This is a genomic window from Nonomuraea diastatica (assembly GCF_004349015.1).
Classification (GTDB): Bacteria; Actinomycetota; Actinomycetes; order Streptosporangiales; family Streptosporangiaceae; genus Nonomuraea; species Nonomuraea diastatica.
The window spans coordinates 1-13,747 of record NZ_SMKP01000137.1 but is presented as its reverse complement, the minus strand read 5'-3'; the positions used below and the strand labels follow the sequence as shown (position 1 = coordinate 13,747).

At 74.5% G+C, this 13,747-nt stretch carries 2 protein-coding genes; both read right to left on the bottom strand.

Annotated features, from left to right (window positions below):
• Positions 1 to 16: 16 nt before the first annotated feature.
• Positions 17 to 9,760, bottom strand: coding sequence for a type I polyketide synthase (locus E1294_RS36200; RefSeq protein WP_132515482.1), 9,744 nt, complete (start codon positions 9,758 to 9,760; stop codon positions 17 to 19).
• Between the two features lie 33 nt (positions 9,761 to 9,793).
• Positions 9,794 to 13,747 (bottom strand): SDR family NAD(P)-dependent oxidoreductase (locus E1294_RS36195; protein ID WP_132515481.1); only part of this gene is annotated, 3,954 nt, incomplete at its 5' end.

Below are 13,747 nucleotides of genomic sequence, written 5' to 3'. Positions count from 1 at the left end.
TGGCAGCCGGGGTGGCTCAGCTCATGGCCTCGGCGAGCAGGTGCTCGGCCAGCTCGGCAGGGGTCGGGTAGTCGTAGATCGCGTCGGCCGCCACCTCGATGCCGGTCAGCTCGACGAGCCGGTTGCGCAGCTCCACCGCGGCCATCGAGGAGAAGCCGAGCTCGAAGAACTCCGCGTCCTGCTCGACCGCGTCGGGCATCGGCAGCTGCAGGATCGCCGCCGCCTCGCCGCGCACGACGCCGAGCACGATGTCACGGTGCTCCTCGGCCGGGCTGCCGGACAACAACCGGCGGAAGGCCGCGGCGTCGTCGACCGCGTCCCCGGAGTCCCCGGAGTCCCCGGAGCCGTCCGGCCCGGCGGCCTGCGGGATCTCCTCCAGCAACCGGGCGTGCCCGGACGCGTGGAGCACGGCCCAGTCGGGGTCGGCGACCACGAGCGTCCTGTCCCCCTGGTGCAGAGCCTGGCGGATGGCCGACACCGCGTCCCCGGGCTCCTTCAGCCCGGCGGCCACGGCCAGCGCGGGCTGTCCCGCGGCCAGCCGCTCGTCCGCCAGCGCGGCGAAGAACTCGTACGCCTGCGCGCCGTCCCCGCCCCAGGCGGCCCGCGCCGGAGCCAGCATGACGAATATCCCCACGCCGGCGGCTCTGGCCGGCGCGTCCAGCAGACGGGCCGCCTCCGCGGTCGTGCACACGACCGCGGAGACCGCCTTGCCCCCTGCCTGCCCGTTCACCCCGGGCCCGCCGGCCGCGTGCCCGTTCACCCCGGTGACCGGGGTCAGGACGGCCGTGGCCGCGGCGAGACCGGTCTGGACGGTCACACCCGGCTCGCCTTCGAGGCCGGCGGCCGGTTCGGTGAGGACGACCCGTTCCGCGCCGTTGCGGGCGGCCCATCTGGCCAGTTCCGTTGCGGTCTCGTCGAGATGCCCCGCCAGCAGGACCGTGCCGCCGGGCCGCCACTCGCGGCCGAGCGGCGTGCCGCGCGGCGGCGCGGGCCGCAGCCTGCGGGCGAAGACCCCACCGGAACGTACGGCCACCTCGGCCTCACCCGTCAGCCCGGACAGGACCCCGCACAACCGGCGGATGACCTGGTCGTCGAGCCTGACCGGCAGATCGATCAGCCCGCCGCGCCGCAGCAGCCCCTCGCCGGCCGCGCCTCGAAGAGCGCCCCAGTCGGCGGCCGGCTCGGGCCCGGCCACACGATCGGACGGCACCACCTGGATCGCGCCGCGGGTGAGGAACCAGACCGGCGCAGAACCCTCGGGGACCGCAGGAGCCCGCATGCCGTCCCGCACCAGACACACGATGCCCGCCGGAGCCTGCGCGGCCCCGCCGGGATCGGGCATCTCAGGCAGCACGACGGTGTCCGCCCCGTGCGCGGCGAGCCCCGCCGCCAGCGCCTCCGCCGGTGCGGTGTCGTGCCCCGCCACCACCAGCCAGGTTCCGGAGAGCATGGGAGCGGGCAGGTCGGTGAGGGGACGCCAGCCGAGCTGGTAGCGCACGTCCCCGTGGCCGGCGCCGTCCTGGCCGCGCAGCCGGGCCAGCGCGGGCAGCAGGTCGGCGACCGTGGCGCCGCTCTCCAGGCCGAGCACCGCGAGCAGGCCGTCCAGGTCGTCGCGGCCGACGGCGTCCCAGAGCCCCTGGTCGGGCCGTACGTCCTCCTCCTGGCGAGGAGGGTCCGGCCAGTAGCGCTGACGCTGGAAGGGGTAGGTGGGCAGCGGCACGGCCCGCCCCGAGCCGATCACGGCGGCCCAGTCGACGCCGACCCCGTGCGTGTACGCCTGGGCCAGGGCTTCGATCAGCGTGCCGGTCTCGGCCCGGTCGCGGCGCAGCGCCGGAGCGACGACCCCGGTCCAGCCGTCCAGGCAGTCCTTCACCATGGCGGACAACACCGCGTCGGGACCGAGCTCGATGAAGGTGGACACGCCCTGGTCGCGCAGGGTCCGTACACCGTCGCAGAAGCGCACGGCCTGGCGCAGGTGGCGGGCCCAGTACTCGGGCGAGGTCAGCTCCTCGACGGTGGCGAGCTCTCCGGTGACGTTGGAGACGATGGGGATCTCCGGCGGCTGGAAGGCCAGCCCACGGGCGACGTTCACGAACTCCTCGATCGCCGGCTCCATCAGCGGCGAGTGGAACGCGTGGCTGACGGTCAGCCGCTTGGTCTTGCAGCCGCGCGAGGCCAGCCGCTCGGCCAGCTCCAGCACGCTCGCCTCGTCGCCGGACAGGACCAGCGACGAGGGGCCGTTGACGGAGGCGATGCCGACGTGCTCCTCGTGCCCGGCCAGCAGCGGCAGCACGTCCTCCTCGGTCGCGCCGCGCACCGAGACCATGGCGCCGCCGGGCGGCAGCGCCTGCATGAGGCCGCCCCTGGCGGCCACGAGCGTGACCGCGTCGTCCAGCGACAACACGCCGGCGACGTGCGCGGCGGCGATCTCGCCGATCGAGTGGCCGGCCAGGAAGTCCGGACGCACGCCCCACGCCTCCAGGCAGCGGAACAGGGCGACCTCGACGGCGAACAGCGCGGCCTGGGTGTACCGGGTCTGTGAGAGCAGGTCGGCGTCGCCGGTGATGACCTCGCGCAGGGGCCGGTCGAGGTGCCGATCGGCGTGCTGGTCAAACCGGGCGCAGACCGCGTCGAAAGCCGCTGCGTACTCGGGATAGGCCGCGTACAGCTCCTCTCCCATGCCCGGCCGCTGGCTGCCCTGGCCGGTGAAGAGGTACGCCGTCCGCCCCCGGGCGGCCGAGCCGGTGATCACGTTGTCGGCGGGAGTGCCCGCGAGCGCGGACTCCAGCCCGGCGGCGAGCTCGTCGCGGGTGGCTCCCAGGACGACCGTCCGCCGCTTGAACGAGGCCCGCGTCGTGGCCAGCGACCAGGCGACGTCCGTGGCCCGCCGGTCGGCGCCCAGGTGGTCGTGGAGCCTGCGGGCCTGCGCCTTCAGCGCGTCCGCGCTCTTGGCCGACAACACCCAGGGGATGACCGGCCGCGAGGTCTCCTCGGGCTCGGCGGGCTGGTCCTGCTCCGGGGCCTGCTCGATGATGACGTGGGCGTTGGTGCCGCTGATGCCGAACGAGGAGACGCCCGCGCGGCGCGGCCTGCCCGTCTCCGGCCACGGGATGGCCTCGGTGAGCACCTTGACCGCGCCCGCGTCCCACGCGACGTGGGTGGTGGGCTCGTCCACGTGCAGCGTCCGCGGCAGCACGCCGTGCCGCATGGCCATCACCATCTTGATGATGCCCGCGACGCCGGCGGCGGCCTGGGTGTGGCCGAGGTTCGACTTCACCGAGCCGAGCCAGAGCGGCCGGTCCTCCGGCCGGTCCTGACCGTACGTCGCGACGACGGCCTGCGCCTCGATCGGGTCGCCCAGCGTGGTGCCGGTACCGTGACCCTCGACGGCGTCGACGTCGGCGGTGGTGAGCCGCGCGTCGGCCAGCGCCTCCTCGATGAGCCGCTGCTGCGACGGGCCGTTGGGCGCGGTCAGGCCGTAGCTGGCGCCGTCCTGGTTGATCGCGGTGCCCCGCACCACGGCCAGGATGGGGTGGCCGTGGCGCCGGGCGTCGGAGAGCCGCTCGACCAGCAGCAGGCCCACGCCTTCCGCCCAGCCGGTGCCGTCGGCGCCCGTGGCGAAAGACTTGCAGCGGCCGTCGGGGGCCAGCCCGCGCTGGCGGCTGAAGTCGACGAACACGCTCGGCGTGGAGAGCACGGTGACGCCGCCGGCCAGGGCGAGCGAGCACTCGCCGCGCCGCAGCGCCTGGATCGCCATGTGCAGGGCCACCAGCGACGAGGAGCAGGCCGTGTCGATGGTGACCGACGGGCCCTCGAACCCGAAGGTGTACGACACGCGGCCGGAGGCGACGCCCGCCGAGATGCCGGTGCCGACCAGACCCTCCAGGTCGCTCGTCGGGTTCTGCAGGTGGAAACCGTAGTCGTGGTACATCAGGCCGACGTACACGCCGGTCCTGCTGCCCCGCAGCGTGCCCGGGTCGATGCCGGCGTTCTCCATCGCTTCCCAGGAGCCTTCGAGCAGCAGGCGCTGCTGGGGGTCCATGGCCACGGCCTCACGCGGCGAGATGCTGAAGAACGCCGGGTCGAACGTGGTGGCGTCGTAGACGAAGCCGCCCTCGCGGGTGTACGTGGTGCCCGGGTGCTCCGGGTCGGGGTGGTAGAGCTCGTCCAGGTTCCAGTTGCGGTCGGCGGGGAACATCGACATCGCGTCTCCGCCCTCGGCCACCAGGTTCCACAGCCCGTCAGGGTCGGTGACGCCGCCGGGCAGCCGGCAGCTCATGCCGACGATGACGATCGGCTCCTCCTCCCCGGACCGCGTCCTGGCCGAGGCGGCCGTCCGTGGCCCGTCGAGCAGCCGGGTCCGCAGATATTCGACCAGGCCGGCGGGCGTCGGGTAGTCGAAGACGAGGGTGGCGGGCAGCCGCAGGCCGGTGGCCGCGTTCATGCGGTTGCGGAACTCGACGGCGGTCAGCGAGTCGAACCCGGCCTCGTTGAACGGGCGGTCCTGCTCGACGGCGCTGGGGTCCCGGTAGCCGAGCACGGTCGCCACCTGGCCGAGCACGAGGTCGAGCAGCACCCTGGCGTGCTCGGACTCCGGCATGCGGGCCAGGCGTTCGCGCAGCTCCGACGCGGCGGCCGGGTCGTTGCCCACCACCCGCCGCTTCGACGTGGGGACCAGCTCCTGCAGGATCGTGGGGAGTGCCCCGAACTGGGCCGCCATCCGCAGCGCGGCGAACTCCAGCCGGATCGGCACCAGCGCCGCCCGGTCCGCGGCGCAGGCGGCGTCCAGCAGGGCGAGCCCGTCGGCGGTGGACAGCGGCGCGACTCCGGTGCGGGCCAGCCGTGCCCTGTCGGTCTCGCTGAGCGTCCCGGTGAGCCCGCTGTCCTGCTCCCACAGGCCCCACGCCAGCGACAGCGCGGGCAGGCCGAGCCGCCTGCGCCGCTCGGCGAGAGCGTCGACGAACGCGTTGGCGGCCGCGTAGTTGCCCTGGCCGGGCCCGCCGAAGACGCCGGCCGCCGAGGAGAACAACACGAACGCGGTCAGCGGCAGGTCCTCGGTCAGCTCGTGCAGGTTCAGCACGGCGTCGGCCTTGGCCCGCAGCACGGTGTCGATCCGCCCGGGCGTCAGCGCGGCGAGGACGCCGTCGTCCAGGGCGCCCGCCGTGTGCACGACTCCGGTGAGCGGATGCTCGGCGGGGATGCCCGCCAGCACGTCCGCCAGGGCCTGCCGGTCGGCGGCGTCGCAGGCGGTGACGGTCACGTCGGCGCCGAGCGCGGTCAGCTCGGACATCAGGTCGGCCGCGCCTGCCGCGGCGGGGCCGCGGCGGCTGATCAGCAGCAGATGGCGGATCCCGTGCTCGGTCACCAGGTGGCGGGCGACGATCCCGCCGAGGGTGCCGGTGCCGCCGGTGATCAGCACGGTTCCGTCCGGGTCCCACGAGGCGGCGGCCGGCCGCGCCTCCACGGACGCGCCGGAGTCCGGCCGCTCTTGCGCGGGCGCGCCGGTGCGCTGCCTGGAGAGCCGCGGCACGAGGGCCTCGCGTCCGGCGAGCGCGATCTGGGGCTCGCCGGACACGACCGCGGCCGGGAGCGCCTGCCACGACTCGTCGGTGCCGTCGACGTCGAGCAGGACGAAACGGCCCGGGTTCTCCGACTGCGCCGTACGGATCAGCCCCCACACCGCGGCGGCCGGCAGGTCGCCGCCCTGGGCCATCGTGCCCTGGGTGACGATGACGAGGGGCACGTCGGCGTACCGCTCCTCGGCGAGCCACGACTGGGCGGCGGCCAGCGCCTCGCTCGTCGCGCTGCGCGCTCCCGCGGCCGGATCGCCTGCGGGGTCGGGGGCGCACACCCAGAACGCCAGGTGCGGCGCGGCGCCGTCCGGATCGAGCGCGTCCACCTGCGCTCCTGACGCTTCGAGCGCGGCCTTGAGCCGGCTTCCGTCGCCGCCGGCGATCGCGTAGCGTGCGCCGTCGTGCCCAGCGACCGGCCCAGCGGTCGGCCCAGCGGTCGGCCCAGCGGTCGGCCCAGCGGTCGGCCCAGCGGTCGGCACTGCGGCCGACCCGGCGGCCAGGCTTGCGGGCACCCAGTCGAGGGCGAACAGCGCGTCGCGCAGGGGGTCGGTGCCCGCCTTGAGGTCGGCGGCGGCCATCGCGCGGACGACCAGCGAGTCCACGGAGGCGACGGGCGCGCCGGTGGCGTCGGCGACCTCGATCCGCACCGCGTTCGCACCCTCGGGCGCGAGCCGGACCCTCAGCGTGGCGGCGCCGGTGGCGGCCAGGCGCACTCCGGTCCAGGCGAACGGCAGCACAGGACCACCGGTGGCCTGGGCGGGGAAGAAGTCGCCCACGGCGAGCGGCTGCAGTGCCGCGTCGAGCAGCGCCGGGTGCAGGCCGAACCCGCCGGTCTCGGTGCCTTCCGGCAGGGCGACCTCGGCGAACAGCTCCCGGTCGCGCCGCCACACGGCCCGCACGCCGCGGAAGGCGGGGCCGTAGTCGACGCCGATGCCCGACAGCAGCTCGTACACGCCGTCAGCGCCGACGGCGGTCGCTCCCGCGGGCGGCCACGACGCCTCGGCGAAGGCGGCCGCCCCGGTGTCCTTGGCGAGGAAGCCGGTGGCGTGCCGGGTCCACGGCTCGTCGTCGAGCCGCGAGTGGATGGTGAGCGCGCGCCGCCCGTCCTCGTCGGGGGTGCCGACGGCCACCTGCACCTGGACGCCGCCCCGCTCGGGCAGGACCAGCGGGGCCTGCAGGGTCAGCTCCTCCAGCAGGTCGCAGCCGGCCTCGTCGCCGGCCCTGACGGCCAGCTCCACGAAGGCGGTGCCGGGAAGCAGCACCTGCCCGCTGACCATGTGGTCGGCCAGCCACGGGTGGGTCTTCAGCGAGAGCCGGCCGGTGAGCAGCACGCCTTCGCCGTCGGCCAGCGACACGGTGGCCGCCAGCAGCGGGTGCCCAGCCTGGCCCATGCCGAGCTGGGTGAGGTCGGCGTTCGACTGGATGTTCTTCGGCCAGTACGGCTCCCGCTCGAAGGCGTAGGTGGGCAGGCCGACCCGGCGGGGATCGGCGGGGGCGTAGGCCTGGGCCCAGTCGACGTCCACGCCCCGCACCCACAGCTCGGCCGCACTGGACCACAACCGGCGCAGGCCGCCGTCGTCGCGGCGCAGCGTGCCGACGGACACCGCCTCGCTGCCCGACTCCTCCAGCGTCTCGCGCGTGCCGATCTGCAGCACCGGGTGCGCGCTGGCCTCCACGAAGAACCGGTGGCCCGCCTCCGCCAGGGCGCACACCGCCGGAGCGAACCACACGGTCTGCCGCAGGTTCTCATACCAGTAGGCGGCGTCGACCTCGGATCCGGACAACCACTCCTGGCGCACCGTCGAGTACCACGCCACGTCGGCCTCACGCGGCGTCACCGGGGCCAGCAACCGGGCGAGTTCGTCCTCGATGGTCTCCACATGCGCCGAATGCGAGGCGTAGTCCACATCGATCCGCTTGGCCCGCACCCCCTGCGCCTCGCAGTGCGCCAGCAGCTCGTCAATGGCGTCCACATCACCCGACACCACCGTCGAAGCGGGACCGTTCACGGCGGCGATCGACAGGCGGCCGTCCCAGCGCGTCAGCAGCTCACCCACCTCGGCGGCGCCGAGCGGCACCGAGGCCATGCCGCCGCGCCCGGCCAGCGCCACGATCGCCTGGCTGCGCAACGCCACCACCCGCGCGCCGTCCTCCAGCGACAACGCACCCGCGACCACCGCGGCGGCGATCTCCCCCTGCGAATGCCCGACCACCGCGGCCGGAGTCACGCCGAGCGAATGCCACACCTGCGCGAGCGACACCATCATGGCCCACAACACCGGCTGCACCACGTCCACCCGGTCATAACCCGGCTGGCCGTCCTCACCCCGCAACACACCCGTCAGCGACCAGTCCGCAAAGGGGGACAGCGCCGCCTCACACTCGGCCATCCGCGCCGCGAACACCGGCGAACACTCCAGCAGCTCCACCCCCATCCCCAGCCACTGCGACCCCTGACCGGGGAACACGAACACCGACTTGCCAGCACCACCGGCGACCCCCTGCACCACGTCGGGCACCGGCACGCCCTCGGCCAGGCCGTCCAGACCGGCCAGCAGCTCGTCCCGGCCGGCGCCCACCACCACCGCGCGGTGGTCGAAGGCCGTCCGGCCCGTCAGCAGCGACCAGCCGACGTCGGCCGGGCTCTCGTCGGGACGGGAACGCGTCCACGCGGACAACCGCCCGGCCTGCCGCCGCAGACTCTCCGTGCCACGCCCCGTCAGCAACCAGGGGACCGCGGGCAGCTCCTGGCGCTGCCCCTCCCTGGCCTGAGGCCCCATCGGTTGCCCGGCTGGGGACAGGGCCGGCGCCTCCTCCAGGATCACGTGCGCGTTGGTGCCGCTCATGCCGAACGACGACACGCCGGCCCTGCGCGGCTCCGCGCCGGCGGGCCACGGGCGGGCGTCCGTCAGGAGCTCCACCGCGCCCTTCGACCAGTCGATGTGCTCCGACCGCTCCTCCGCGTGCAGAGTCGCGGGCAACACGCCGTTGCGCATCGCCATCACCATCTTGATGACGCCCGCGGCGCCGGCGGCGGCCTGCGCGTGGCCGATGTTGGTCTTCACCGACCCGAGCCAGAGCGGGCGGTCGTCCGGCCGGTCCTGGCCGTAGGTGGCGATGATCGCCTGAGCCTCGATCGGGTCGCCGAGCTCGGTGCCCGTGCCGTGCGCCTCCACGGCGTCCACCTGGACGGGAGCGAGCCTGGCGTCGGCGAGGGCGGCGCGGATGACGCGCTGCTGCGACGGGCCGTTCGGCGCCGTGAGCCCGTTGCTGGCGCCGTCCTGGTTGATCGCCGAGCCGCGGATGACGGCCAGCACGGGGTGGCCGTTGCGGCGGGCGTCCGACAGGCGCTCGACCAGGAGGACGCCCGCGCCCTCGGCGAGCGCCATGCCGTCCGCGGCGGCGGAGAACGCCTTGGAGCGGCCGTCCTTGGCCAGCGCGCGCACCCGGCTGAAGCCGATGAACGTGCCGGGCGACGACAACACGGCCACCGCGCCGGCCAGCGCCAGCGAGCAGTCGCCGTTGCGCAGTGCCCGTACCGCCAGGTGCAGCGCCACCAGCGACGACGAGCAGGCCGTGTCGATCGTGACGGCCGGCCCCTCCAGGCCGAGCGTGTACGAGATGCGGCCGGACACCACGCTGGTGGCGACGCCGGTCATCAGGTAGCCCTGCAGCTCGGGCGGCGCCTGCGTCATCAGCGTGAGGAACTCGGAGCTGTTGGCCCCCACGAACACGCCGGTCCTGCTGCCGTGCAGGACGGCCGGGTCGATGCCGGCCCGCTCGATCGCCTCCCACGACGTCTCCAGCAGCAGCCGCTGCTGCGGGTCCATCGCCTGCGCCTCGCGCGGGGAGATGCCGAAGAACGCCGGGTCGAACGCCGTGACGTCCTTCACGAAGCCGCCCTCGCGGACGTACGAGGTGCCGAACGCGTCGGGGTCGGGGTTGTACATCGACTCCAGGTCCCAGCCGCGATCGTCGGGAAGCCCGGAGATGGCGTCGGCCCGGCCGGACACGATCCGCCACAGGTCCTCGGGGCTCTCGATCTCCCCGGGGTAGCGGCATCCGATGCCGACGATGGCGATCGGCTCGTGGTCCTTGTCCTCGGCCGCCTGCAGCCGCTTCTTGCTGTCGTGGAGCTCGGTCGTCACCCGCTTGAGATATTCGACGAGCTGTTCCTCTGTCGCCATGGTGTTGCCTTCCTAGCCGTCGGTGACGCCTGCTCAGGAGAGCCCGAGTTCGCTGTCGATGAAGTTGATGATCTCGTCGGCGGTTGCCGAGCTGAGCTGGCCCGCCACGTCCTCGGCGGCGGTGTCGGCCTCGTGGTGCCGTTCCTTCCATGAGAAGGCCAGCTGTTCGAGCCGGGAGGTGATCTCCCCGGCGGTGGCGCATCCGGCGGCCATGACGGCCAGCCTGGCCTCGATCCGGTCGAGCTCGGCCAGGATCTGCTGCTCGGCGCTGTGGGCCGGCGGCGCCAGCTCCTCCAGCAGGTGCCCGGCGAGCGCGGCGGAGTTCGGGTAGTCGAAGACCAGCGAGGCCGGCAGCCGCAGCCCGGTGACCGTCTTCAGGCGGTTGCGCAGCTCCACGGCCGTCAGCGAGTCGAACCCGATCTCCTTGAACGCCCGTGCCGGTTCGACCGCCTCGGGCCCGGAAAAGCCGAGGACCGCGGCGACGTGGCCGCGTACCAGGTCGAGCAGCATCGGCAGCCGGTCGTCGTCAGGAAGGGCGGCCAGCCGGTCGGTGAGCGAGTCAGCCTGGGGCGCCTCGGCCACCACCACGCGGCGGGTGGCGATGCGGACCAGACCGCGGAACATCGGGTGCCCGAAGCCCTTGGCCGCTCCCGCGCGCAGGGTGGCGAGGTCGAGGTTGATCGGTACGAGCGCCGCCTCGTCCGCGCCCAGCGCCCGGTCGAACAGATCCAGGCCCTGGTCGACGCCGAGCGCGCCCATGCCGGACCTGCTGAGCCTGCCCAGGTCTGCCTCGTCGAGGTGCCCGGTCATGCCGCTGCCGCTCTGCGGCGTCCACAGGCCCCAGGCCAGGGAGGTCGCGGCCAGGCCGCGGGCGCGGCGGTGCTGGGCGAGCGCGTCCAGGAACGTGTTCGCCGCGGCGTAGTTGCCCTGCCCCGGGCTGCCGAGCACGCCGGCCGCGCCCGAGTACAGGACGAACTGCGCCAGGTCGAGGTGCTCGGTCAGCTCGTGCAGGTTCACGGCCGCGTCCACCTTCGGGCGCAGCACGGCCGCGACGCGTTCCGGGGTGAGCGACGAGATCATTCCGTCGTCGAGCACGCCCGCCGTGTTGACCACCCCGGTGAGCGGGTGCTCGGCGGGGATCGCCGCGAGCAGCCCGGCGAGGGCGTCGCGGTCGGCGGCATCGCAGGCGACGATCCGTACGGCGGCGCCCAGCCCGGTCAGCTCCTCCTCCAGCGCCGCCGCGCCGTCGGCGTCGGGGCCGCGCCGTCCGGCCAGCACCAGGTGCCGGACGCCGTGCTCGGTGACCAGGCGCCGGGCGGCCATGGCGCCGAGCGCGCCGGTGCCGCCGGTGACGAGCACGGTGCCGTCAGGGTCGAACGCGGGCGGCGCGGTCAGCACGACCTTGCCGATGTGGCGGGCCTGGGCGACGTGCCGGAACGCCTCGGGGGCGCGGCGCACGTCCCAGGTCCTCAGCGGCGGCAGGCGGAGCGCGCCGCGCGCGAACAGCTCGGCGATCCCTGCCAGGATCTCGCCGGTGCGTGCCGGGTCGAGCAGGGTGAGGTCGAAGTTCTGGTAACGGACTCCGGGCAGGCCGTCGGGGTCGCGCACGTCCGTCTTGCCCATCTCGATGAAGCGCCCGCCGGGCCGGAGCAGGCCGAGCGAGGCGTCCACGAACTCTCCTGCGAGGGAGTTGAGCACGACGTCCACGCCCGCCTCGAAGGTCTGCGCGAACTCCAGCGTCCTGGAGGAGGCGATGCGTTCCTCCGGGACTCCCAGCTCGCGTACCGCGGGCCACTTGGGCTCGCTCGCGGTGCCGTACACCTCGGCGCCCAGGTGGTGGGCGAGCTGCACCGCGGCCATGCCGACACCGCCGGCGGCGGCGTGCACGAGCAGCGACTCGCCGGCCTGGAGGCCGGCCAGGTCCACCAGGGCGTGGTAGGCGGTGACGAAGGCGATCGGCACGGACGCGGCCTGCGCGTACGACCAGTCGCCGGGGATGCGGGCGAGCATCCGGTGGTCGGCGACCGCCTGCTGGGCGAAACCGTCGATGATGCCCATCACCCGGTCGCCCGGCGCGAACGCGGTGACGTCGTCCGCCACCTCGATGACGACGCCGGCGCCCTCGCCGCCCATGGGCGCGTCGCCCGGGTACATGTCCAGGGCGATCAGCACGTCCCGGAAGTTCAGCCCCATGGCCTGGGTGCTGATGCGCACCTGTCCGGAGGCGAGCGGCGCGATGGGCGCGGCCATCAGGGCGAGGTCGTCGACCGTGCCGCGGCTGGTCACGTCCAGCCGCCAGTTCGCCGCCTCGGCGGGCGGGACGAGCGCGCCGCCGCTGCCCGGGCGGGCCAGGCGGGGCGCGTACGCCGTGCCCTTCCTGAGCGCGAGCTGGGTCTCCCCCGTGGCGAGCGCTGCGGGCAGCGCACGGTACGACTCCGGGTCGCGGTCGAGGTCGGCGATGACGACCCGTTCGGGGGTCTCCGACTGCGCGGACCTGACCAGGCCCCAGACTCCGGCATTGACCAGGTCCGCCACCTCGTCGTCCGCCGTGGCGCCGACCGCGCCGTGGGTGATGAGGACGAGCCTGGACGCCGGGTGGTCCTCATCGGCCAGCCACGTCCGCAGCAGGTCGAGCACGTGGCAGGTCCGGTCGCGCACCGCCGCCGCCAGATCGCCGCCGTGCCCGCCCTCCAGCGGGACGGCCACCCAGTCGGGCACCTGCCCGGCGGCGATCAGGCCCGCCACGGACTCGGTGGCGATCAGATCAGCCACGGACTCGGTGGCGATCAGATCAGCCACGGACTCGGTGGCGATCAGATCATTGATGGTTTCCGGGGCGGTGCCCGGCACCGCCAGGGCCGCCGGGTCGCCGACGACCGCCCACCGCTGCTCCCTCGCGGGTTCGCCGGTGGGGACGGGCGCCCATTCGAGCGTGTAGAGCGCGTCGTCGTCCGTGCCTCGTGCCGGCGTGCCGAGTTCGGCGGGCAGGGGACGCAGGATCAGCGAGTCCACGTCGGCGACGGGGACGCCGGTGGTGTCGGTGACGGCCAGCGTCACGCGGTCGGTGTCGCGCGGCGTGAGCCGGACGCGGATCGACGCGGCGCCGGTCGCGTGCAGCCGTACGCCGGTCCAGGCGAACGGCATGCGCGGCCCGTCCTCCGCGGTGGCCGCGTTGAGCGCGACGGAGTGCAGCGCGGCGTCGAGCAGCGCGGGATGCAGCCCGAACCCGCCGGTGCCGGTGTCCTCCGGCAGGGCGACCTCGGCGAACAGCTCCTCGTCGCGCCGCCAGACGGCCTTCAGCCCCTGGAAGATCGGTCCGTAGCCGAGGCCGACCTCGCCGAGCCAGTCGTACAGGCCGTCCAGCGGGAGCGGCTGCGCGCCCTCGGGCGGCCAAACGGCCGTCTCCTGCGCGGGCGGTGGCGCGGTCACCGGGGCGAGCACGCCGGTGGCGTGGCAGGTCCACGGGTCGTCGGCGGTCCCGCCGTCGGGCCGGCTGTGCACGGTGAGCTGCCGCCGCCCGTCCTCACCGGCGGCACCCACGGCCAGCTGGAGCTGGACGGCGCCGCGCTCGGGCACGATGAGCGGCGCCTGGATGGTCAGCTCTTCGAGGAGGCCGCAACCGGCCTCGTCGCCCGCCTTGATGGCCAGGTCGACGAACGCCGTGCCGGGCAGCAGCACCTGGCCGTTGACCGCGTGGTCGGCCAGCCACGGGTGGGTTCTGAGCGACAACCTTCCGGTGAGCAACACTCCGTCGGCGTCGGCCAGCGAGACCGCCGCGCCAAGGAGGGGGTGTCCGGCCGCGCCGAGCCCGGCCGCACCGACGTCACCCGCGACCACGGTGCGCTCCTCCAGCCAGAAGTGCTGGTGTTGGAAGGCGTAGGTGGGCAGGTCGATGATCTGCGGGCGGGTCCCGGCGTAGGTTTGCGGCCAGTCGACATCGACACCGCCTACCCACAACTCGGCCGCGCTCGACCACAACCGAGCCAG

What these genes read in the sequence shown, in the direction of transcription:
- E1294_RS36200 (WP_132515482.1), bottom strand. Translation starts at nt 9,760, where the DNA reads ATGGCGACAGAGGAACAGCTCGTCGAATATCTCAAGCGGGTGACGACC.